Raw genomic sequence first — 25020 nt, 5'->3', positions numbered from 1 at the left:
AGTTTCAGCCTTGCACTCAATTTGATTGCTAAAAGCCATGCGCTATGGAGCGATGAAATGAAACAGAACTCATTTCAATTCAAAGAAAATATATTACAATTTTTCTCTAGCCACGATGATATCTGGAAAAAACTACAAGAATTTTATTATGGGCAAAGCCCTATTAATGACGCCTTAACACAGCTCAACAAAGAAGATATGTCTATGTTCTTTGAAGCTTTGTCTAAAAATCCAGCACGCTTGATGGAAATGCAATGGAGCTGGTGGCAAGGTCAAATGCAAATCTACCAAAATGTGATGATGCGCAGTGTGGCAAAAGACATCGAACCATTCATTCAACCTGAAAGTGGTGATCGTCGTTTTAACAGCCCATTATGGCAAGAACAACCCAATTTTGACCTGTTATCGCAGTCTTATTTACTGTTTAGCCAGTTAGTGCAAAACATGGTAGATGTGGTCGAAGGCGTTCCAGACAAAGTTCGCTATCGCATTCACTTCTTTACCCGTCAAATGATCAATGCGTTATCTCCAAGTAACTTTCTGTGGACTAATCCAGAAGTGATTCAGCAAACCGTCGCTGAACAAGGTGAAAACTTAGTCCGTGGCATGCAGGTTTTCCATGATGATGTCATGAACAGCGGCAAGTATTTATCTATTCGTATGGTGAATAGCGACTCTTTCAGCTTGGGCAAAGATTTGGCGTATACCCCTGGTGCAGTCGTCTTTGAAAATGACTTTTTCCAATTATTGCAATATGAAGCAACTACTGAAAATGTATATCAAACCCCTATTCTAGTCGTACCACCGTTTATCAATAAATATTATGTGCTGGATTTACGCGAACAAAACTCTTTAGTGAACTGGTTGCGTCAGCAAGGTCATACGGTCTTTTTAATGTCTTGGTGTAACCCAAATGCCGAACAGAAAGAACTGACTTTTGCTGATCTCATTACACAAGGTGCAGTAGAAGCTTTGCGTGTAATTGAAGAAATTACCGGTGAAAAAGAGGCCAACTGCATTGGCTACTGTATTGGCGGTACGTTACTTGCTGCGACTCAAGCCTATTACGTGGCAAAACGCCTGAAAAGTCATGTGAAATCTGCCACGTATATGGCAACCATTATCGACTTTGAAAACCCAGGCAGCTTAGGCGTATTTATTAATGAACCTGTGATTAATGGTTTAGAAACCTTAAATAATCAATTCGGTTATTTTGATGGTCGCCAATTGGCAGTTACGTTCAGTTTGTTACGTGAAAATACCCTGTACTGGAACTACTACATCGAGAACTATTTAAAAGGCAAAGAGCCTTCAGATTTCGATATTTTGTATTGGAACAGCGACGGCACCAATATTCCTGCCAAAATTCATAATTTCTTATTGCGTAATTTGTATTTGAATAATGAATTGATTTCACCAAACGCAGTGAAAGTAAACGGTGTTGGACTCAACCTTTCTCGTGTCAAAACACCAAGCTTCTTTATTGCAACGCAGGAAGATCATATCGCACTTTGGGATACAAGCTTCCGTGGTGCAGATTACTTAGGCGGTGAATCTACACTGGTACTTGGTGAATCTGGACACGTGGCAGGCATTGTGAATCCGCCAAGTCGTAATAAATACGGCTGCTATACCAACTCTGCCAAGTTTGAAAATACCAAGCAATGGCTAGATGGTGCAGAGTATCATCCTGAGTCTTGGTGGCTACGCTGGCAGGCTTGGGTTACACCGTATGCAGGCCAACAATTCCCTGCCCGTGCCTTAGGTAATGCACAATATCCAACAATAGAAGCAGCACCAGGTCGCTATGTTTTGGTAAATTTATTTTAATCAGTCATATAACATCAGTAATACACATGCTATATATCATGTGCATCCACAGAAACGTGAACATAAGATTTAAGGATATAAAATGAAAGATGTTGTCATTGTTGCTGCAAAACGTACTGCAATTGGTAGCTTTTTAGGTAGCCTCGCTTCTTTATCTGCACCACAATTGGGGCAAACAGCAATTCGTGCGGTATTAGACAGTGCCAAAGTACAGCCTGAACAAGTCGATCAGGTGATTATGGGCAATGTACTCACTACAGGTGTAGGACAAAACCCTGCACGCCAAGCCGCAATTGCTGCAGGTATTCCTGTGCAAGTACCTGCATCAACGCTTAACGTGGTGTGTGGTTCAGGTTTACGTGCCGTACATTTGGCTGCACAAGCGATTCAGTGTGATGAAGCAGAAATTGTGGTTGCTGGTGGTCAAGAATCAATGTCACAAAGCGCACACTATATGCAATTGCGAAACTGTCAAAAAATGGGGAATGCCCAGTTGATCGACAGCATGGTGGCTGATGGTTTAACCGATGCCTATAACCAATATCACATGGGTATTACTGCAGAAAATATTGTAGAAAAACTTGGTTTAAACCGTGAAGAACAAGACCAATTGGCACTGACTTCACAACAACGCGCGGCTGCAGCACAAGCGGCTGGTAAATTTAAAGATGAAATTGCGGCTGTAAGCATTCCACAGCGTAAAGGCGACCCAATTGTATTTGCTGAAGATGAATACATCAAAGCCAATACTACCCTTGAAAGCCTGAATAAATTACGCCCTGCGTTCAAAAAAGATGGCAGCGTAACCGCAGGCAATGCTTCTGGTATTAACGATGGTGCAGCAGCAGTGTTGATGATGAGTGCAGACAAAGCTGCAGCCTTAGGTCTACAACCTTTAGCACGTATTAAAGCCTATGCAATGTCGGGTATTGAGCCTGAAATTATGGGTCTTGGCCCTGTTGAAGCGGTAAAGAAAACCCTGAATAAAGCAGGCTGGAGCTTAGATCAAGTTGATTTGATTGAAGCTAACGAAGCCTTTGCCGCTCAGGCTTTAGGCGTTGCCAAAGAACTAGGCTTAGACTTAGATAAAGTAAACGTGAATGGCGGTGCAATTGCCCTCGGTCACCCGATTGGTGCTTCTGGTTGCCGTATCCTTGTGACGTTACTACACGAAATGCAACGCCGTGATGCAAAAAAAGGCATCGCAACGCTTTGCGTCGGCGGTGGTATGGGTGTTGCACTTGCGGTTGAACGCGACTAAGTAACCGAGCCGAAAGTATTGCACGAGTCAAAGCTATTGAATTTGATAGCTGTTCAAAGCCAGTAATAAGTTAAGACATAATGGGAGCTTCGGCTTCCACTATTTTTTTAACTACACAGAGCTTAAAATAATATTGTTGTCGATTAATTTGACATGACAAGTTCTGCTTAATCCACCGAAAGTAAGTGCTGAATATGATCACTAAAGTGATAAAAATGCATGGTATCGGGTTGCTGTTTCAGCTGTTGCCATGCGTCTACAAACGACGTCCAACCTAAATCTTTTAGGCATTGCACAATCATTTCCAATTGCGACAAAGTCTTTTCAGTCGATTGTTTTAACCGAATTTGTCGGTCTAATTGTTCAATTTTTTGCCCCAATTGGAAAAATAAATATATCTGCTGTGGTTCTGCATCTAATAGTGCTTCGCAGTCTTGTACCACATCACAAATATAACTCGCGTTATCGCACGCATTTTGAATACATTGCTGTAATTCAACATAAGTAGCTTTAGAAAACACCTGTGCCAAGTTTTGAATTTTTGTTCGTGTTTGCTCAAACTGCATCGCAAATGAAGCAGGCTGTTCTTCGTTTAAAATCAATTCATTTAAAGAAGCTGCATCAAATGCAGGCAAACAAAAGGCATGTGCATAAGTCAAAGCAGCATCATTTTGTTTAAATGGAAATTGCTGACATACATATTGAATACGGGTTAAATATCGGGCTAACCAAAAAATTTCTCGCGCATCGCTGCTAGATAAATTCACGGTTGTTTCATCCTCCTAACTCTAAGGTCTGTTGATAATTCATCGCGATAAAGCACCTCAATCGCCTTGCCCAATTAACCTACAGCACTCATCCACTCAGACCGCTTTTATTTACATAAACCTGTATCTACCATACAAAACAATGACGGGTTTTCACTTAAACACAACTATTCAATCTTGCTTTTCTAATTGATCCAAGTATGGCTTGAGGTCATAGTTTCTGATTCACTTCTATTATTTGATTAACTTTGCCCGTCCAAATTTTGTGATATTTACTGCAAAATCTGCGGTTATATTTTGCCCTTTTTCAGTAAAAAACTTGCTAATCATTCCGAGTTTTCTTATTGTGTGGAAGAACAAGTTTTCATCCGTATGAATTGACCTAGTAAATATTGAATATGTCTATACAAGAAAAAGAAACATCGAATAGTTTATATCGCCAATGGCAAATTTTATCGCGCCTTTCTACAGGTAAATGGATGGGCACACGTGAATTACACGATGTCCTGCAACGTGAAGGTATCGACATTAGTTTGCGTACGATTCAACGTGACTTAAATCAAATTTCTCAGCGCTTTCCAATTGAAAGTAATGGTACCGTACCACAAGGTTGGCGCTGGCGTTCAGATGCACCGATTCAAAGTTTACCGCACATGACCAGCTCTCAAGCGGTAACGTTTATGATGGTCGAGGAACATTTAAAACATCTGCTGCCGCCAAGTTTGATTGAAGAAATGAACCCATGGTTTGATTTGGCACGACGCAGTCTATCGACCCAAAACAATGTCCGCCAATGGATTAATCGTGTGCGAATTGTGCCTGCAACACAACCTTTAATTCCACCAGTCGTAGACCGCAATGCACAACAGGCGATATATGAAGGCTTGCTCCAAGACAAACAACTAGAATGTATTTATCAATCACGCAGCAATTCAGGCGAAGAAAAAACTTATGTGCTGAATCCTTTGGCTTTGGTGCAAAAAGGTGCGGTGATTTATTTAATCTGTACTCGATTTGACAAAACCGACATTCAAACCTTTGCCCTGCATCGTTTTAAAGCAGCCAAAGTTTTAGATTCACGCGCCTTGCATCCTGTTAATTTTGATATTGATGCCTATATTGAATCTGGCGAATTAGGTTTTAGAGTCGATTTCAGTAAAGCTACTGAAAATATTCAGCTCAAACTTACCATGCAAAAAGCTGATGCCATATACTTCGATGAAAGCCAATTAAGCAAAGATCAAACTATGGAAACACTGGAAAATGGTAATGTGTTGGTGACTGCCACTGTGCCGTTTACCTCACAATTGGTTTGGTGGTTGCGTAGTTTTGGTAAAAAGCTAATTCAGATTGAACCTGTAGAAGTTGCCAATGCGGTGCATCAAACTCAGGAATAAAAAAGCCCCAAATATATTGGGGCGATAGCATTATCGTTCTCTTTTAAATCAAATTATTGTGATTGCTGATTGAAGTTAAAATTAAAATTGACTCGGCATCGTTCAGCGTGGGCATGCCAGTTCAGCTGTACTATAACGAATGCTTTTTAAAGTCATATTTTGCTCCTATCTATGTTGATAAGTGTCACTTTAAATGCTCCTGATCTAGCTGTGAAATCATAAGATATGCAGTCGAAATCAGATTTATTCTTATACGCAACTTCTTCTTTGCTTAGCATCTGATTTACTTTGGCGCATAAAAAAGCCCGCAATTTAAATTGTGGGCTTCTTCATCAATCCATCAAACCTTAAGCAGATTTACGTGACTGTGCATTTTTACGAATGGTGATCATCACCAATTGAACTGCGGCAGGTGTCACACCTGGAATACGACTGGCTTGTGCCAAAGTTTCAGGCAAAACATGCTTCAATTTTAGCGTGATTTCACGCGATAAACCTGACACAGCATCATAATCAAAATCGGCAGGGATTTTGGTTTCTTCCAAGCGTTTTAATTGTGCGACATCTTCATGCTGACGGTTGATATAACCTGCATATTTCACTGCAATTTCAATTTGATCGCCCACTTGTGCAGAAACGTCTGAACCCGTTAATTCTGCGATTTGCGCAAAACTGATATTTGGACGTTTTAACAGATCAATCGCAGAACATTCTTTGGATAAATCTGCACCTGTCATTTCAACAAATTTTTTACCCATTGGGTTGTTTGGTGCAGCCCACAAATGTTGTAAACGCCCTGTTTCACGTTCTACTGCTTCCATTTTTTCACAGTAAGCTGCCCAACGAGTGTCATCCACCAAACCAAGCTCACGACCAATTGGCGTCAAACGCTGATCGGCATTATCTTCACGCAACATCAAACGGTATTCCGCACGTGAGGTAAACATGCGGTACGGTTCTTTAGTACCTAGCGTGATCAAATCATCAACCAATACACCAATATAAGCTTCGTCACGTTTTGGTGTCCATTGTTCCTGATCCCAAGCGCGACGTGCCGCATTCAAACCAGCTAACACACCTTGCGCACCCGCTTCTTCATAACCAGTCGTACCATTAATTTGACCTGCAAAATACAAGTTATTAATGGCTTTGGTTTCCAAAGTGAATTTCAAGGCTTGTGGATTGAAGTAATCATATTCAATTGCATAGCCCGGACGCAAAATATGCGCATTTTCCATACCACGAATTGAACGAACTAACTCGAACTGCACATCAAACGGCAAAGAGGTTGAAATCCCGTTTGGATACAATTCATGTGTATCTAAACCTTCAGGCTCCAAAAATACCTGATGCGAGTCTTTATCAGAAAAACGGTGAATTTTATCTTCAATCGATGGGCAGTAACGTGGGCCAACACCTTCAATCACACCTGTATACATCGGTGAACGATCTAAACCACCACGAATAATTTCGTGAGTACGTTCATTGGTATGGGTGATATAGCAGTTCACTTGTTCAGGGTGCATCGACACATCACCCATGAATGACATGGTTGGTGATGGGAAATCACCTGGCTGCGGAATCATGACCGAAAAATCGACTGAGCGTGCATCAATACGTGGTGGCGTACCTGTTTTTAAACGCCCAACAGGCAAATTTAATTCACGTAAACGTGCCGCCAAAGCAATTGATGGAGGATCGCCTGCACGACCACCGCTCGATTTTTCTAAACCGATGTGAATCACACCACCCAAGAATGTACCTGTGGTCAATACCACGGTTTTCGCATCAAAACGAATCCCCATTTGAGTGACTACACCTTTTACAGTATCGCCTTCTACAATCAGGTCATCGGCTGCTTGTTGGAAAATATCTAAATTGGCTTGGTTTTCTAAAGTGGCGCGAATCGCAGCTTTAAAGCGAACTCGGTCTGCCTGCGCACGTGTTGCACGAACAGCAGCACCTTTACGCGAGTTTAAAATACGGAATTGAATCCCGCTTTTATCGGCAGCCAATGCCATTGCGCCGCCTAAGGCATCAATCTCACGTACCAAATGCGACTTACCAATCCCGCCAATTGCAGGGTTACAGCTCATCTGCCCTAAAGTCTCAATGTTATGAGTTAAGAGTAAGGTTTGACGACCCATACGTGCTGCTGCAAGCGCCGCTTCGGTGCCTGCGTGACCGCCACCAATAACAATGACATCGTAAACTTTAGGATAGTGCATAATGGTCAATGAGAGATAAAAAATAAAGACGGAATATTATAGCAAAACTTGTGGCATAAGTTGACAGATTCAGTCGATTTTATTGGCTTAACCGCGCTACAAAATTAATATTTTGTAATCCAAATTTGCATTTTTACTGTACATAAAAACATTTAGACCTAAAAATTAACCAGATCACCGTTGTTTTAATTTGTCTATTTTTTATCCTAATAGCACAGATATGAGAAACAAAGGGAAACATCATGAATAAGAAAATTTTGCTGTCCTCTATGCTTTGTGGCTTATTTTTCAGTCCATTTGCAGTGCAGGCAAATGATAAAGTAGAAACCGTCTATAACGCGCAAAAATTCCAGCAAGTCTGTAAAGGTAAAACTCAGGGCGCACCTGTAAGCTTTGCTTATCGTGGGATTATCTGGAATGGTACCTGTGAACCACAATTCTTTAGTTCATCTAAAGCAGTGCAATTACAAGGCAATGAGCCTGAATTATACCGTTCTTGTATGGCAGATGCGCAAAGTACCGTCATTACAGTCAATGGTACTGAGTTAAAAGGCAAATGTGCCTTAGGCTTTACGCCACCACGCCCTGCTGCCATGTGATCAATCAGTTAATCTATATTTTCATGAACAGATCGGCTTGTATTCATTCAAACTGAAAGCATGAAAATAACACCAAAGCAGTCATTTATAAGAAGTGACTGCTTTGTTTATTGCACAAGCTCAAAAAACAATTACACTGCAAAGAGAGGGAAAATTATACCCATAAGAAAAAAATAAAGGATGTGCTATGGATTCAGGCTTTTTTACCTTTTTTCTACCACTGACCTTGGCTGTGATGATGATGGGCTTAGGCTTACAACTCACGCCTAAAGACTTTATTCGGGTCAATCAATTTCCTAAAGTCATTTTTTTAACGCTTTTTTCACAATTGGTCATTTTGCCTGTTTTAGCATTTTCAATTTGTTTATTTTTAGAATTGCCACCGCTATTGGCAATTGGCTTAATGCTGCTTGCTGCCTCACCAGGGGGGCCTACTGCGAACTTATTTAGCTATGTCTATAAAGGTGACGTTGCCCTAAATATTACCCTAACCGCAATGAACTCTGTGATGGCAACCTTTACCCTGCCTTTTATTGTTAATTTGTCTTTTCTATATTTTATGACCGATCAACAACAAATTGGCATGCCTATTGAAAAAATGGCACAGGTTTTTTTACTGATTATTGTGCCTGTATGTGTAGGAATGGCGGTGCGTAATGCGATGCCACAAATTGCATTACAGTTGGGCAAACCTATGCGTTTGATGTCCATTTATTTCATTTTCGCTTTATTCTTTTATGCGCTTTTCCGCGAACGCGCCAATGTCTTTGACTATTTCAGTGCAATTGGCATCGCAACTGCACTATTTTGCTTTTTAAGTTTACTTATTGGTTATCTGGTGCCGTATTTGGCGGGTGTGCCTGATCAACAAGCACGCTCCTGTTGTTTTGAAATTGGCATTCATAACACTGCCGTTGCTTTAACCATTGCACTATCAGTTTTGCAAAGCACTGAAATTGCCATTCCTTCTGCGATTTACACCATTTTTATGTATATGTTCAGCTTTATTTTAGGGAGTATGTTAGCTAGACAATCTGCCAAACTTGCCCTTCAAAACAAACAGGAGCAGAGTTTAAACCACAATAAAAATACAATTTAAGATGTGAGCAATATTCAATTAACCACAGATTAAACAAATAGTTAGATATTAAATAGATCATTATAGATGTAAAAACAAAGGAGTGTTTATGGATTCAGGATTAATCACAATATTTTTGCCGCTGGCTTTGGCCGTGGTCATGGCTGGACTTGGCTTAGAACTCACTCCTAACGACTTTAAACGGGTGAGCAAACACCCCAAAGCAGTGTTTATTGCTTTATTTTGTCAATTGGTCGTCCTGACAGCAATTGCATTTTTTATTTGTAAACTGCTGAATTTACCACCATTGCTTGCAGTCGGACTCATGCTACTGGCAGCATCTCCTGGCGGGCCAACAGCCAACTTGTTTAGCTACTTATATAAGGGCGATATTGCCCTAAACATCACCCTTACTGCCGTCAATTCCGTGATTGCAGCATTTACCTTACCACTGATTGTCAACTTTGCCATTCAGCATTTTATGCAGGATGGGCAACAAGTTGGCTTACAATTTGCCAAAGTATTGCAGGTGTTTTTAATTATTATTATCCCTGTCACTTTAGGGATGTTAGTACGCCATTTTAGCCCTCAAACGGCAGACCGCTTAAACAAACCTGTGCGTATTTTTGCTGTGGTTTTTCTAATTGTGATTATTATTGGCGCAATTGCCAAAGAGCGAAACAACATCATGCTTTATTTGGCAGATGTAGGACTTGCCACTGCCCTGTTCTGTGCCTGCAGTTTATTGATTGGTTATTTTGTCCCGCGTTTCTTTGGCGTAAATAGCCAACAAGCCCGAGCCTGCGCCTTTGAAATTGGCATTCACAACAGTACCCTTGCAATGACTATCGCCCTAACCGTTATGTCAAGCTCAACCATTGCCATGCCTGCTGCGGTTTATTCTATTTTCATGTATATTTTTGCCGCAATTTTAGGCACATTACTAAATAAATTTGTGCCGACACCTGCATCGGAGCAATCTGCATCCTAAACAAGTCTCTCAATCATCCCCAATCCAGCAATTTGACTGTTTTGGGGATGATTGAGCGATGATGGTTCAAACAAATTCTTAACTTATATTTTTTAGAGTTATATTTTTGTCACATTATTCGACTATAAGCATAAAGCGAATTTGAAACTTCCAATCGTATAGAGTTTTCCCTTTCGCAATCCGAATAAAAAATAACAGCGTCTGCACCAGTTCAGTTACAATAGCGCTTTCGCATTAAATTTTAGGTTATCTCCGTGAAGTGGTTACAAATACATATTACTGTTGATCAAGCGCAAGTCGATTTTACTGAAACCCTGCTCAGTTCATTGGGTGCAGTCAGCGTAACCTTAGATGATGCGGAAAATCAGGACTTACTTGAGCCACTGCCAGGTGAAACACCACTTTGGAACAAAGTCATTGTGACAGGTATTTATGCACAAGACGAAGGTGAAGAAATTGATGTTGCAGCCTTAGAAACCTTTATTCGTGCGCAAATGCCAGATGCCCCTTTACGCAGTGAATTTTTGGAAGATCAGGTTTGGGAACGCTCATGGATGGATTACTACGAGCCAATCCAGATTGCAGAGAAATTCTGGATTGTACCTGAATGGTTAGAACCACCTGAGGCAGATGCAGTCAATATTAAACTTGACCCAGGTTTGGCTTTTGGTACAGGTAACCATGCCAGTACGTTCCTGTGCCTGCAATGGTTAGGTAAAACCAATGTAAAAGATAAAGTCGTGATCGACTACGGTTGTGGTTCAGGTATTTTAGGAGTAGCGGCTTTGTTGCTCGGTGCAAAAAAAGTCTATGCGACTGATATTGACCCGCAAGCAGTTTTAGCGACCAAACAAAATGCAGAACTCAACGGTGTACTTAAAAACTTATATGTGGGACTTCCAGAAGAGTTCAATGAAACCATCGGTAATGAAAAAGCAGACATTTTAGTTGCCAATATTTTGGCAGGCCCATTGATGATGCTTGCGCCAGAGTTTGCAACTTTAATTAAATCTGAGAGCGAGTTCGCACTTGCAGGTGTAATTGAAGAGCAAGTTGCTGAAGTTTCTAGTGTTTATTCTGAATTTTTTGATATAGTACAAGTCGAAAAACGTGAAGAAAACTGGTGTCGAATTTCTGGGAAACGCCATCCCCACTAACTGTAATTTTTGAGTTATGAGTGACAAGCAAACCAAGTGCCCTGAATGCCAAACTGTTTATAAAGTATCCGTTGCGCAGCTGACCGTTGCGCAAGGGATGGTTTGTTGTCCTAAATGCGACAATACCTTTAATGCTCTTTCGCATTTGGTATTTGCCTTTCCTCAAAATAAAAACTCAGTCACATCACAATTACATCACATTCAAAACCGCAGTTTTATGCAGGCAACTGCTGAACTTGCGCAACCGCAACATATTTTAGATATTTTTCAGCGTAAAGTTGAACATTCCAATATTGATCTGAAAACCTATCTGAATAACCTCAATTATTTCAGTACTGAACCGATTGGCAACATTCCTGCCATGAAGTTGTCTGCGCCTGATCTTGAAAGTGAAAAAAAGCATGGCAATGGTTACTACTTACTTTGGGGAATTATTAATCTTTTATTGATTGGCTTGTTGATCTTCCAAATTTTGTGGTTTAACCCAAAGTTTTTAAACAGCAGCCCTGCACTGAATTCTGTGTTTACCCAAGTCTGTCAATTTTTTAACTGTAGCAGTTTAGAAGAACGCTATAGCTTAATTTCAGCAAATCGCGTGAAGGTTAAACGTGTAGATCGTATGAATACACAATTTACGGGTGAGCTGATCAATTACTATGATAAAAGCTTGGCTTTGCCTAATATCAAAGTCACTTTAAAAGAAAAACAACAAACATTATCGACTTACATCTATTCCCCACAGGAGTATTTGGTCGAAAGTCTTTCGAGCATTCAACGTATTCCTAAAAACAGTCCATTTAAGTTTGACATTTTAGTTCCAATATCACGAAACGACTTCGATGCCTATACTTTAGAAATTATCAAGCCTTAATTCACAAAAAAATAGTGAAAAAATAGCGAAAAAAATTAAAAAAATTGCAGTTTTCTTGCTCACTTTTTCTCATACAATGGTATCATACGCGCCACGAAAGCTTTGTGCTGCAAACTCCTCGCAAGATTCACAACAAATATAGATCTGTCTAAGGCGCTTTATTTTTATATATCGCGTACAGAGTAGATTTTTTGTTTTGATTTTGGTCTGTAACAATTATTAATGTATTGTTACGCTTAAATTTCGACCAATGCCTAGAGTTGTGGCAAGCTAAATGTTCCAGTTTTAGAACTTCCCGTTTTAGGATCTAAAACGGAGTTCATTTAATTTATAGACCACATTGATATATCACTTTATCCCAGTGATATCTGATTTTCGGATTAATTCGCATGAATAGCAAATCTCCTATTTTTACTGCACAATCTGATGTTGCTTTACGTATTCACGTAGATCGCGCAGTTCGCCATTATTTTGCACAACTACAAGGTGAACAACCTTCACAAGTGTATGACATGGTGTTAGCAGAAATGGAGAAACCTCTTTTATCTGTTGTTCTTGAATACACTCGCGGTAACCAAACACGCGCTGCTGAAATTCTTGGACTAAACCGTGGTACTTTACGTAAAAAGTTAAAAGCTCACGGTTTAATGAGTGAATAAGTGATAAAATGCTTGCGACCTCCGCAGGCATTTTTTTTACCTGCATTTTGCTAGTTTGTTTTAATCTGTAATTGAAAACTGTGACGAAGATCATGACTATTAAACGCGCTTTAATCTCTGTTTCTGACAAAACAGGTATTGTTGAATTTGCACAAGACCTTGCTGCTCTTGGGGTAGAAATTTTATCTACTGGCGGTACTTATAAGTTGCTTAAAGACAACAATATTGCTGTCGTAGAAGTATCAGAGCATACTGGTTTCCCTGAAATGATGGATGGTCGTGTAAAAACGTTACACCCAAAAATTCATGGCGGTATCTTGGCTCGTCGTGGTCTAGACGAAGCAGTCATGGCAGAACACAATATTGATGCCATCGACTTGGTTGTTGTTAACCTTTATCCATTTGCTGCGACTGTTGCAAAACCAAATTGTTCACTTGCAGATGCGATTGAGAACATCGACATTGGTGGCCCTACTATGGTTCGCGCTGCAGCGAAAAACCATGCTTCTGTAGGTATTGTAGTAAATGCTTCTGACTATGCGACTGTTATTGCAGAAATGAAAAGCAACGGTGCATTGTCTTACGAAACTCGTTTTGATTTGGCAGTGAAAGCATTTGAACACACTGCACAATATGACGGCATGATCGCCTCTTACTTAGGTGCACGTGTAGGTAAAGAAGAAGGTACTGCTGACCAATTTGCACGTACATTCAATACACAATTGAACAAAGCGCAAGATTTACGTTACGGCGAAAACCCGCATCAATCTGCAGCGTTCTATGTAGACCCTGCTGCAACTGAAGCTTCTGTTTCTACAGCGAAACAGCTTCAAGGTAAAGAATTATCTTATAACAACATTGCAGATACTGATGCCGCACTTGAATGTGTGAAATCATTTGCAAAACCTGCTTGTGTGATCGTAAAACACGCGAACCCATGTGGTGTTGCTGTCTCTTTAGACGGTATTCAAGCAGCTTATGACCTTGCTTATGCAACTGACCCTGAATCTGCATTTGGTGGCATCATTGCGTTTAACCGTGAGTTAGACGTTGCGACTGCACAAGCGATTGTAGACCGTCAATTCGTTGAAGTGATCATTGCACCAAGCATTGCTGATGGCGTACTTGAAGTGACTGGCGCGAAGAAAAACGTACGTGTACTGGTATGTGGCGAACTTCCTGCGATTGATGCACGCGCTCCACAAATGGATTACAAACGTGTCAACGGCGGTTTATTGGTTCAAGACCAAGACTTGGGCATGATCACGAAAGATGACTTAAAAGTTGTGACCAAACGTGCACCAACTGAACAAGAAATTGACGATATGATCTTTGCTTGGAAAGTTGCGAAATACGTAAAATCGAACGCAATTGTTTATGCGAAAAACCGTCAGACCATTGGTGTTGGCGCAGGTCAAATGAGCCGTGTAAACTCTGCTCGTATTGCTGCCATTAAAGCAGAACATGCAGGTTTAGTGGTTGAAGGTGCAGTAATGGCATCTGACGCATTCTTCCCATTCCGTGATGGTATTGATAACGCAGCTAAAGCTGGTATCAAATGCATTATTCAACCGGGTGGTTCTATGCGTGATGAAGAAACGATTGCAGCAGCAGATGAAGCTGGTATTGCAATGGTCTTCACTGGCATGCGTCATTTCCGTCACTAATTAAACTCATTAATTAGAAGTCGTATTTAATAATCCTCCGAAATCCCCCTTTTTTATAAAAGGGGGACTTTTCACGTAAGGGAACTGTGTTTTTATGCACAATCTTCTTCCTTTTCAAGGGTGAAAAGCATAGCTTCGCTAGGGGGATTTTATTCTTTGAGGGATTTTTAGATGAATATTTTAGTTTTAGGTAGCGGCGGTCGTGAACATGCGTTGGCATGGAAAATCGCACAAGATGACAAAGTCGCTAAAGTCTTCGTTGCACCGGGTAATGCAGGTACGGCAACAGAAAACAAATGCGAGAATGTAGCGTTAGATATTCAAAATAACCCTGCAATCATCGACTTTGCCAAAAATAATGCTGTTGATTTAATCATTGTTGGCCCTGAAGCACCACTGGTCAATGGTGTAGTAGATGCCTGCCGTGAAGCGGGTTTAAAAATTTGGGGCCCAACCCAGTTTGCTGCACAGCTTGAAGGTTCTAAAGCCTTTGCCAAGCACTTTTTAAAACGTCACAACATTCCAACTGCATTCTATGACGTATTCACCGAAGTTGATGCGGCAAAAGCATTTGTTGAAAAAAATGGTGCTCCAATCGTGATCAAGGCGGACGGTCTTGCTGCAGGTAAAGGCGTGATCGTGGCGATGACCAATCAAGAAGCATTTGATGCAATTGATGACATGCTAGCTGGCAACAAATTTGGTGATGCAGGTTCACGTGTAGTCATTGAAGAATTCCTTGCAGGTGAAGAAGCTTCTTTCATTTGTATGATTGATGGCGACAACATCCTTCCTATGGCAACTTCACAAGACCACAAGCGTATTTTTGAAGGCGACCAAGGTCCAAATACTGGTGGTATGGGTGCATACTCTCCTGCCCCTGTCGTGACTGCAGACGTATTTGAAAAAACCATGAATGAAGTGATGCGTCCTACTGTTGAAGGTATGAAAAAAGACGGTCATGTTTATACAGGTTTCTTATACGCAGGCTTAATGATTGACGACAAAGGTCAACCAAAAGTGATCGAGTTTAACTGCCGTTTTGGTGACCCAGAAACACAACCAATTATGATGCGCTTAAAGTCATCTTTGGTAGATTTGGTTGAAGCAGGTATTGCTGGCAACTTACCTGCCGAAGCAGACTGGGATGAACGCAAAACTGTCGGGATTGTATTGGCGACTGCGGGTTACCCTGAAACTTCAGGCAAAGGTGATGTGATTTCTGGTTTAGAAACACAAATGGCAGATGCGAAAGTATTCCACGCAGGTACAGCAAGCAATGCCGATGGTGAGATTGTGACCAATGGTGGTCGTGTACTGTGTGTAACTGCGCTCGGTAATACCATTGGCGAAGCGCAAGCTAAAGCCCTTGAACTGTGCGAAAAAGTTACCTTTGATGGTGTGCAATATCGTAAAGATATTGGCTATCGTGCCATTGCTCGTGAAAATGCTTAAAATTTTTAGTTTAGTCTAAAAATTTAAGTCCATAAAAAAGCTCGTCACTGTACGAGCTTTTTGTTTATCAGGTTGTAACCCATGTACATTGTGATGATCTACGTTTATAAAATACTTTAGATCAATAAACATGCAAAAAATAAAAAGCTTCAAAGAATTTTTAATTTCAATATTCGTTGAGTTTACATTGCAAATACTTTTTATTTTTGCAGGATTAATATATTTGGCTTATGTTTTTATAGGGATAGGTTCATTGTTACTCTGTTTGCCTTATATATGGGCGATATATTATCGTTGGAAAAATCATTCATAACTTCTTTTATGTATTTACAGCCATGTTCTGATTCTTGTAACTAAGCCGATTTCATACCGACAATTTCATATCTCTTTTTTTACTATCGATTGCAGAATAAATTTTAAAGCACCTAAATATTTAAACACTTGTTCAAATCCTTAATCTTTACAGAATATATTTATTTATAAGAACTTATTTTGACTTATTCGCTTTCTGTTGTAAAAACAGTGATATGCATAACATACACAGCACTATATAGAATTATTTTTTATTGTTATGATGGTGCATCTTTTGAAAAAGTGAATTGCCCATCCATCTCAAAATTATTGATTGAGCTGTGGGCTGACTTTTTCAGTACTCAAACAATACCTACAACATATTTGAGAAACATACAAAATCATCATCATGCGATTCCATCCATCGTGCTGATTTGATTCTTCTCAATCATTGGCAACTTTAGGCACGGCTTAAACTTGCTCGGGATATATTCATGAAAAAGCTCCTTGGTCTTGTACTTGGTCTTTCAGTTGGCTTGGCTGGCTGTGGCAAACAAGAAGCGCCTGCGACTGACGCGGCACAAAAAGATTCTTCTGCTCTACACACTGTCACTATGGCATCGACTGGTTCAGATGCAGATATTTGGCGTTTTATTGCCGACTTACCTGAAACCAAAGCAGCAGGTATTCAACTTGAAGTGAAAAACTTCACCGATTACGTGTCAATGAACACGGCGGTAGCAAATAAAGAAATTGATCTTAACGCATTCCAATCTTATGCCTATATGGTGGCATTTAATGCCAACAATAAAGATCAAATTGCACCAGTAGCGACAACTTACTTAGAGCCAATGGGTATTTACTCAAGCAAAGTGAAAAAGTTGGATGAGTTCAAAACAGGTGCAACCATTGCTATTCCAAATGATGGTGCCAATGAATCACGTGCGTTGTTATTACTTCAATCCGCTGGTTTGGTTAAACTGAAAGATGGTTTTGACAATGTTCAAGGCACGCCTGCAGACATCGTAGAAAATACGAAGCAAATTCAAATCAAACCGATTCAAATGGCAACGGCTGTACGTGTAAAAGATGAAGTCGATGCAATTGTTTTGGGCAACACTCTTGCAATGGAAGGTGGTTTGAACGTACTTAAAGATTCAATTTATTACGAGCCAATTGACCAGAGCACAAAAATGAATGTCAACATTCTCGCGACTGCTGCAGATCGTCAAAATGACCCAATCTTGCAAAAAGTAGCTGCGTTGTATCATACCGAAGCGGTGAAGCAATATATTGATCAGCACTTTGGCGGAACAAAAGTTGCGGTAAATAAACCTGTCAGCTATTTCACTGAAGCAGCAAAATAGTAATATAATGCGTTAAACAAAACAGGCAAAGCGAACTTTGCCTGTTTTTTCATTTATGGACATTTCTTGACGATATGATTGAATTTAAAAACATTTCAAAGCACTATCAGCTCAAAGGTCAAACACTGCGTGCGTTGGATCAAATTAACCTACAAATTCCAACAGGCAGTATTTTTGGCATTATTGGCTATAGTGGTGCAGGTAAAAGTACGTTAATCCGCTTGATCAATTTGTTGGAGCGTCCAAATGCTGGGCAAGTCATCATTCATCAAAAAGATTTTACTGCACTCAATGCCCGCGAATTACGTCAAGAACGTGCCCATATTGGAATGATTTTTCAGCACTTCAATTTATTGCAGACCAAAACTGTGGCTGCCAATATTGAAATGCCGATGAAACTGTTAGGCTGGAACAAAGCCGAACGCGAAAAGCGTTTAAATGAATTACTTGAGTTTATTGATTTAAAACATAAAAAAGACGCCTACCCTGATGAACTTTCAGGCGGACAAAAACAACGTGTCGGTATTGCGCGTGCGCTAGCCAATCATCCTAAAATTTTACTCTGCGATGAAGCAACTTCAGCACTTGATCCACAAACCACCAAATCTGTGCTGGAATTACTGAAAAAAATTAACCGCGAACAAGGCATTACCATTGTAATGGTCACACATGAAATGGATGTGATTGAATCGGTTTGTGATTATGTGGCGGTGATGGAACAAGGCAAAGTCATTGAAACAGGTTCAACTCTAGAAATATTTAGTCAACCGCAACATCCGACCACCAAAAGCTTTATTCAAACCGTGTTGCAGCAGCAATTGCCTATCAATATTTTGAATAATCTGGAAAATCAAAATCAGCACAGCATTTATTGTCTGAAGTTTTTAGGTAAATCAGCTCAGGAAACCGTAATTCAAGCCGTCATTAAACAGTTTGATATCAGCCTGAATATTTTATTTGCCAATATGACCGAAATTGATGGCGCTGTGATTGGGCAAATGTTTATACAATTGCTCGGTGATGCAAGCGTCATTCAACAAGCACTTGAATTTCTGCAAGCCAATGGTGTTGAAGTTGAACAGTCAGGAGTACAAGCATGAGAGATTTAATTGTACAGTGGCTGACCTCAGTAACTGCGCCTTTCTGGAAAAGCTCTTTATCTATTGACCAGTTTGTTACAGCCTTACAAGAAACCTTTCACATGGTGTTCTTTGCCATGTTGTTTGGTTGTATCTGGGGCTTTATTCAGGGCATTACCCTTGTAGTGACTCGTCCGACAGGTATTTTGCCAAACCGTGTGATTTATCACGGGCTTAACCCGATTGTAAACGCACTGCGCTCCCTACCCTTTATTATTTTATTGATTGCGGTGATTCCGCTGACTAAATTGTTAGTGGGTACATCCATCGGAACTTGGGCAGCCATTGTTCCACTGACCATTTATGTCGGCCCGTATATTGGTCGTTTGGTAGAAACTTCACTGCTTGAAGTCAATGAAGGGATTGTCGAATCTGCACAGGCAATGGGTGCTACACCCTTACAGATTATCTTCAAATTTATTTTACCTGAAGCACGTAGCTCACTCATTTTGAACCTAACCACAGCCACCATTAGCTTAATTGGCGCAACTGCTATGGCAGGCGCAGTCGGTGCAGGCGGCATTGGTGACCTTGCTATTTCTTATGGTTATCAACGCTTTGATAGTAGTGTCGTGATGCTAACCGTGGTGGTCTTATTAATTTTAGTGCAATTGGTGCAAAGTTTAGGCGATTGGTTATCTAAACTCAGATAAATCTTTCATCTACACATCAGAAATAGATTCACCATTTAACTCCTTGCTACTCGTATGAGTGTGTAAGGGGTTAAAACCACACTCCTTCTCCATGCATACGTGATTCACGCCATATCAACATCCAAAAAACTGAAATTTTGATATACGGTCAAGATCATCGAAAACCGTAGGAAAAACTTTGCAGCATGTTTTGTCTTGAGCAGAGCATGCTAAACTAACCCGTGATTTTTTAAGGGACTGATTCATGCGCTTTGTTCATTTAGGTATACATACAGAATTTTCGATTACCGAGTCGATTGTACGCGTACCTGACTTGATTAAAGCTGCAGTCAATGAAGAAATGCCTGCTTTGGCATTGACCGATCTCTCTAACCTGCACGCTGCCGTAAAGTTTTATGGCAAATGTTTGGGGCAAGGCATCAAACCGATTTTAGGTTCAGTGCTGCGTTTAAATGATGCCGATCATCGCGTGACTTTATTGTCGATGAACAATCACGGCTGGCGCAATCTGACCGAACTGGTGTCGCGTGGCTATATTGAAGGTCAGCAACTCAATATCCCTTGCGTCAATAAAGCATGGATTTTAGAACAAGCCGATGATCTGATTCTGTTACTCGGCATTCAAAGTGATGTCGGCAAAATGCTGATCACGTCCAATCCACAAAAAGCCGAACCGTTGCTAGAAGAATGGATAGAAAAATTTGGTAATCGGGTCTATTTGGCGCTGACCCGTACAGATCGTCCCGATGAAGATGCTTTTATTGCCGAAGCGGTTAAATTAGCTAAAAAAAATAATATTGGCGTGGTGGCACATAATGATGTGCACTTTGTCCGCCGTGAAGATTATGAAGCGCACGAAGCGCGAGTTTGTATTGCCGATGGTTATGTTTTAGGGGATAACCGTCGTCCTAAAACGTATAGTCCTGAGCAATATTTTAAAACTACTGCAGAAATGACGGAATTATTTTCCGACATTCCAAGTGCTATTGAAAACAGCTATCACATTGCCAAACGCTGTAACGTCACGCTGCAATTGGGTAAATATTTCCTTCCAGATTATCCAATTCCAGACGGACACACCATTGATACCTACTTCGCGCACCTATCCAAACAAGGTTTAGAAGAACGTCTAAATGTGCTCTATCCTGTCACACAGCGCGATGAAGACTGGGCAGAAATTCGCAAACCTTATGATGAACGAATTGAATACGAAATTAATATTATTAACTCGATGGGCTTCCCGGGTTACTTCCTCATCGTCATGGACTTTATTCAATGGTCTAAAAATAATGGCGTACCTGTTGGGCCGGGTCGTGGTTCAGGCGCAGGCTCATTGGTCGCTTATAGCTTAAAAATTACCGACTTAGACCCATTGCGTTATGAACTACTCTTTGAACGTTTCTTAAACCCAGAACGTGTATCCATGCCCGACTTTGACGTCGATTTCTGTATTGCAGGACGCGATAAAGTCATTGATTATGTGGCACGCACCTATGGACGTGATGCGGTATCACAAATTGCCACTTTCGGTACTATGGCCGCCAAAGGTGCGATTCGAGATGTCGCACGGGTTTTGGGCAAGTCTTATGGTTTGGCAGACCGTATTTCTAAACTGATTCCAACTAAACCTTTAGGGCTTAGTTTGGAAGAATCAATTGAAGCCGAACCACAGCTGAAAGATGTGGTGACCAATCCATCTAACCCAGACTATGACGATGCTTCAGAAATTTGGGAAATGGCTTTAAAACTTGAAGGCATTACCCGCAACACAGGCAAACACGCAGGTGGTGTGGTGATTGCACCAACCAAAATCACCGACTTTTCTGCGGTTATGTGCGATGCTGATGGAACCGCCCGTGTTGCACAATACGATAAAGACGATGTTGAATCGGCAGGTTTGGTCAAATTTGACTTCTTGGGTTTACGTAACCTGACAGTTATTGAAGATGCTGTACAAAATATCAATAAACGCATCCAAGCCGATACACCGCTAGATATTGCACATATTCCACTGGACGATAAAGATGCCTATTTAGTCTTTGCCAATGCCAACACCACAGCGGTATTCCAGTTTGAATCCGTGGGCATGAAAAAGATGCTGAAAGAAGCACGTCCAAGCAAATTTGAAGAAATTATTGCTTTCGTGTCCTTGTATCGTCCCGGCCCGATGGATCTGATTCCAGACTTTATTCACCGTATGCATGGCGGCGAGTTTGAGTATCTGCATCCATTGCTAGAAGGTGTGCTTGAGCCAACCTACGGCATTATGGTTTATCAGGAACAGGTAATGCAGGCGGCACAGTATTGTGCAGGCTATACCCTCGGTGGTGCGGACTTACTACGTCGTGCTATGGGTAAGAAAAAACCTGAAGAAATGGTGAAACAGCGCCAAATCTTTATTGAAGGTGCTGCGAAAAAAGACATTGATGCCGCCACAGCCAACCATATTTTCGACTATATGGAAAAGTTCGCAGGCTACGGTTTTAACAAATCCCACGCGGCTGCTTATGCCCTCGTTGCCTATCAGACGGCATGGCTGAAAGCACATTACCCTGCCGAATTCTTGGCTGCGGTCATGTCGTCGGAAATGCAAAACACCGATAACGTGGTGTTCCTGATTGATGACTGTCGCCACAATGGTCTGGAAGTTTTACCACCTTCGGTAAATATGTCTTTGTATCATTTCCACGCCAGCGATGAACGCACCATTGTCTACGGACTTGGCGCAATTAAAGGCGTGGGCGAACAAGCCATGCAATCGGTGATTGATTCTCGCCAAAAAGAAGGCCCATACCGCGATTTATTTGACTTCTGTCATCGTATTGATTTGAAAAAAATCAACAAACGAACCCTTGAAGCCTTAATTCGTGCGGGTGCATTAGACTGCTTAGGCATCGAACGCTCTAGTTTAATGGCTCAATTACCAGAAGCGGTACAAGCGGCGGAACAAGCGCGTTCCAACCGTGAAACAGGCATCATGGATTTATTTGGTGAAGTTGAAGAAGTACAACGTAAGCCTGCCAAACCTGTAAAACCATGGTCAGATGAAGTCCGACTTAAAGGTGAAAAAGACACACTTGGACTTTACCTCACTGGTCACCCGATTGATGTCTATCGCAATGAATTAAAAGCCTTTATTCCAAGTAAAATTAATGAACTGACGCCAACCCGTCGTGGCGTGACCACCGTCTTTGCAGGCTTGGTGGTGGATGTCGCCAACTTCCCAAATCGGATGGTGGTCACTTTAGATGATGGTACGGCACGTATTGAAGTATCTGCCAACCATGAGCGCTTCCAACGCTTTAAAGATATTGTACAAACTGAAAAAGTGGTGGTGATTGAAGGCGAAATTTACGAACGTGAAGGTTTTGACCGCCCAATGGGACGCTTAACCAAAGCGTTTAGCTTGAATGAAATTCGTCAAAAACGCGCCAATAGTATTCAAATTCACTTGCATGCAGAACATTTAAGCAAGACCTTGAGTCAAGACTTACAAAATATGTTGCTGCCTTATTGTAATGTGGATTTATGCACGCATATTCCTGTTTTATTGCACCTTGACTATGCTTATGCCACTGCAGAATTACATTTGGGCATTCAGTGGAAAATCGCACCCTTAGATGAAGCCTTGGTCAAATTGCGTGACTATTTTGGTAAAGAAAGCCTGCATATCGAATATCAAGTGAAATCCAAAGCCGCGAAAGCTGTCGATGTGGCGAAACCTGCATCGATTGCTCCACCACCTGCTGATATGAGCATGGATGATGCTATGGATTTATACCATACCGAAGTTGATCAATATTCTTAATTAAAAATTTAACCCATCTGGATTTGTTATGAGTCAAACCGACAATGCAGCTGTTGCCGCACACCTCTCCCACGTGCGTATTGTCATGGTGAATACCACCCTGCCTGCCAACATCGGTAGCGCCTTACGCGCCATGAAAACCATGGGGCTATGTAAATTGGTTTTGGTTGATCCAAAAACCTATCCGCATCCAGATATTGATGCTTTGGCGGCAGGTGCAACCGATTTAATTGAACAGATTGAAGTGGTTGAACAGCTCGAAGATGCAATTGCCGACTGCCATTTGGTCTTTGGCACCAGTGCACGTAGTCGTACTATTCCTTGGCCACTCTTAGATGCACGCCCTGCGGCAGAAAAGTCGTTAAATGCTGTAGCACAGCATGGGCAAAATGTTGCCATTATTTTTGGACGTGAAGATCGTGGTTTAACCAATGAAGAGCTGGCTTTGGCGAATTATCACGTGACGATTCCTGTCAATGAAGAATATGGTGTGCTCAATGTTGCTCAAGCCATTCAAGTGATTTGCTATGAAATGCGTATGGCTGCCATCGATGTTGTCGGAAAAATTGCCGATCCTGCAGCGACGATGCAAGTGACAGATTCTGAAGCGATGCAATGGGATGAACCTTTGGTCAACCATGAACAAATGCAACAGTTCTATCCACATTTAGAAAAAATGCTGGCAGAAATTGAATTTATGGATCCAAAAAATCCACGATTATTGCCTTTGCGCTTGCGTCGGCTTTTCGGACGTATACAATTAGATCGTATGGAATACCATTTACTTCGCGGTATTTTTAGCCGCGTACAAGCAATGAATAACGGTTCATGGAAAAAATCTACATCAACACAGGACGAGGATCAAACTAATGCTTAAACAGCTCAAAGAAGACATTCAAGCTGTCTTCGCGCGCGATCCTGCTGCTCGAAATACACTTGAAGTCTTAACCACTTATCCAGGAATTCACGCTTTAATTATGCATCGTGTGGCGCATGAATTATGGAACAAAGACTGCAAGGGGTCGGCACGTCTACTCTCGTCATTTAGCCGTTTTGCTACAGGAATTGAAATTCATCCCGGTGCAAAAATTGGTCGTCGCTTTTTTATTGACCATGGCATGGGCGTGGTGATTGGTGAAACTGCTGAAATTGGTGATGATGTCACCTTATATCATGGCGTGACTTTAGGCGGCACAACGTGGAATAAAGGCAAACGTCATCCAACTTTGGAAGATGGCGTAGTAGTCGGTGCAGGCGCGAAAATTCTAGGCCCATTCACCGTACATAAAAATGCCAAAGTTGGCTCTAATGCGGTTGTGACCAAAGAAGTACCTGAAGGCGCAACTGCTGTGGGTAACCCTGCGCGCTTTATTATGAAAAATAAACCTGCCGATGATCAGGAAGCACGTCGTCGTGATTATGCTGCCAGTATTGGTTTCCAACCTTATGCAGCAACGCAGGACCAATCTGACCCAGTATTGGACGGCATGCGAGTATTACTAGATCGCTTGGAACAAAATGAAAAACGTATGAATTTATTATGTCAGCGTCTCTCTTTACTTGACCCAAGCTTTAAAAACCCACAGCAAAATGAACAACCTTATAGTGCAGAAGAATTAAAAATAATTGAAGATGTTAGACGTGAGTGTGAAGCACAAAGTAAATAGGGCTGTTTATTTGATCAATCCTACATACTTAAAAAAACTTCGTATCACTGTGTAACTAAGCCCACTCAATTGTATTGCATGTTCGGAACAGATTTCTTAGACTGACCGACATGCAATATTTTAATCCGACACAAT

The 25020-nt window shown here is 41.2% G+C and carries 19 protein-coding genes; 17 read left to right on the top strand and 2 right to left on the bottom strand.

The annotated features are described in order from the left end of the window. The first annotated feature begins 57 nt into the window (after positions 1 to 57). Positions 58 to 1830: a class I poly(R)-hydroxyalkanoic acid synthase gene (locus HX743_RS10300; RefSeq protein WP_178319171.1), complete on the top strand. Its 1773-nt coding sequence runs from the start codon at positions 58 to 60 to the stop codon at positions 1828 to 1830. Positions 1831 to 1912: 82 nt separating this feature from the next. After that, on the top strand, positions 1913 to 3091 hold the full coding sequence (locus HX743_RS10295) for an acetyl-CoA C-acetyltransferase (protein ID WP_004973139.1): 1179 nt from the start codon (positions 1913 to 1915) through the stop codon (positions 3089 to 3091). Between the two features lie 167 nt (positions 3092 to 3258). Here the strand turns inward: HX743_RS10295 and HX743_RS10290 are convergent, their stop codons facing one another. Further along, positions 3259 to 3858, bottom strand: a complete 600-nt coding sequence (locus HX743_RS10290; protein ID WP_004973138.1) for a hypothetical protein — start codon at positions 3856 to 3858, stop codon at positions 3259 to 3261. 398 nt (positions 3859 to 4256) lie between these two features. Here HX743_RS10290 and HX743_RS16270 point away from each other — a divergent pair, with 398 nt between their 5' ends. Further along, positions 4257 to 5255: a YafY family protein gene (locus HX743_RS16270; RefSeq protein WP_004973137.1), complete on the top strand. Its 999-nt coding sequence runs from the start codon at positions 4257 to 4259 to the stop codon at positions 5253 to 5255. A 347-nt stretch (positions 5256 to 5602) separates the two neighbouring features. Here the strand turns inward: HX743_RS16270 and mnmG are convergent, their stop codons facing one another. After that, positions 5603 to 7483 carry a tRNA uridine-5-carboxymethylaminomethyl(34) synthesis enzyme MnmG gene (mnmG, locus tag HX743_RS10280; RefSeq protein ID WP_096900911.1) on the bottom strand — a complete coding sequence of 627 codons (1881 nt, stop codon included), beginning with the start codon at positions 7481 to 7483 and terminating at the stop codon, positions 5603 to 5605. 242 nt (positions 7484 to 7725) lie between these two features. On the opposite strand from mnmG, the gene HX743_RS10275 reads away from it, so the two are divergent. The 14 genes from HX743_RS10275 to cysE all read left to right on the top strand — a co-directional run bounded on the left by HX743_RS10275 (position 7726) and on the right by cysE (position 24885). After that, a complete protein-coding gene (locus HX743_RS10275) occupies positions 7726 to 8082 on the top strand; it encodes a hypothetical protein (protein WP_004973135.1) in 357 nt (118 codons plus the stop codon). Between the two features lie 187 nt (positions 8083 to 8269). Beyond that, positions 8270 to 9181 (top strand): bile acid:sodium symporter family protein, encoded by a 912-nt coding sequence (locus HX743_RS10270; protein WP_178319170.1) that lies wholly within the window; start codon positions 8270 to 8272, stop codon positions 9179 to 9181. Between the two features lie 88 nt (positions 9182 to 9269). After that, entirely contained in the window at positions 9270 to 10151 is an 882-nt protein-coding gene (locus tag HX743_RS10265; RefSeq protein ID WP_004973133.1) for a bile acid:sodium symporter family protein, read from the top strand. A gap of 254 nt (positions 10152 to 10405) precedes the next feature. After that, entirely contained in the window at positions 10406 to 11308 is a 903-nt protein-coding gene (gene prmA / locus HX743_RS10260; protein WP_178319169.1) for a 50S ribosomal protein L11 methyltransferase, read from the top strand. A gap of 16 nt (positions 11309 to 11324) precedes the next feature. Continuing rightward, on the top strand, positions 11325 to 12179 hold the full coding sequence (locus HX743_RS10255) for a DUF3426 domain-containing protein (RefSeq protein WP_004973129.1): 855 nt from the start codon (positions 11325 to 11327) through the stop codon (positions 12177 to 12179). A gap of 389 nt (positions 12180 to 12568) precedes the next feature. Continuing rightward, entirely contained in the window at positions 12569 to 12838 is a 270-nt protein-coding gene (gene fis / locus HX743_RS10250; RefSeq protein WP_001086304.1) for a DNA-binding transcriptional regulator Fis, read from the top strand. Between the two features lie 92 nt (positions 12839 to 12930). Next, on the top strand, positions 12931 to 14505 hold the full coding sequence (purH, locus tag HX743_RS10245) for a bifunctional phosphoribosylaminoimidazolecarboxamide formyltransferase/IMP cyclohydrolase (protein WP_004973127.1): 1575 nt from the start codon (positions 12931 to 12933) through the stop codon (positions 14503 to 14505). 171 nt (positions 14506 to 14676) lie between these two features. Continuing rightward, a complete protein-coding gene (gene purD / locus HX743_RS10240) occupies positions 14677 to 15960 on the top strand; it encodes a phosphoribosylamine--glycine ligase (RefSeq protein ID WP_004973125.1) in 1284 nt (427 codons plus the stop codon). Between the two features lie 785 nt (positions 15961 to 16745). Continuing rightward, complete coding sequence (locus HX743_RS10235) at positions 16746 to 17618, top strand: MetQ/NlpA family ABC transporter substrate-binding protein (protein ID WP_178319168.1); 873 nt, start codon at positions 16746 to 16748, stop codon at positions 17616 to 17618. Between the two features lie 74 nt (positions 17619 to 17692). After that, the gene (locus tag HX743_RS10230) at positions 17693 to 18718 is read left to right on the top strand and encodes a methionine ABC transporter ATP-binding protein (RefSeq protein ID WP_004973123.1); all 1026 of its coding nucleotides are present in this window, start codon (positions 17693 to 17695) and stop codon (positions 18716 to 18718) included. Continuing rightward, on the top strand, positions 18715 to 19410 hold the full coding sequence (locus HX743_RS10225; protein ID WP_004973122.1) for a methionine ABC transporter permease: 696 nt from the start codon (positions 18715 to 18717) through the stop codon (positions 19408 to 19410). The genes HX743_RS10230 and HX743_RS10225 overlap by 4 nt, the downstream gene beginning before the upstream one ends. Positions 19411 to 19654: 244 nt before the next feature. Continuing rightward, entirely contained in the window at positions 19655 to 23218 is a 3564-nt protein-coding gene (dnaE, locus tag HX743_RS10220; RefSeq protein ID WP_178319167.1) for a DNA polymerase III subunit alpha, read from the top strand. Positions 23219 to 23246: 28 nt separating this feature from the next. Continuing rightward, positions 23247 to 24095 (top strand): RNA methyltransferase, encoded by an 849-nt coding sequence (locus tag HX743_RS10215; protein ID WP_178319166.1) that lies wholly within the window; start codon positions 23247 to 23249, stop codon positions 24093 to 24095. After that, positions 24088 to 24885 (top strand): serine O-acetyltransferase, encoded by a 798-nt coding sequence (gene cysE / locus HX743_RS10210; RefSeq protein ID WP_004973118.1) that lies wholly within the window; start codon positions 24088 to 24090, stop codon positions 24883 to 24885. The genes HX743_RS10215 and cysE overlap by 8 nt, the downstream gene beginning before the upstream one ends. Positions 24886 to 25020 lie beyond the last annotated feature (135 nt).

The sequence above is a fragment of the Acinetobacter sp. Swhac1 genome, from assembly GCF_013390985.1.
GTDB lineage: Bacteria > Pseudomonadota > Gammaproteobacteria > Pseudomonadales > Moraxellaceae > Acinetobacter > Acinetobacter towneri.
This window is presented reverse-complemented; position numbering and strand designations above follow the sequence as displayed.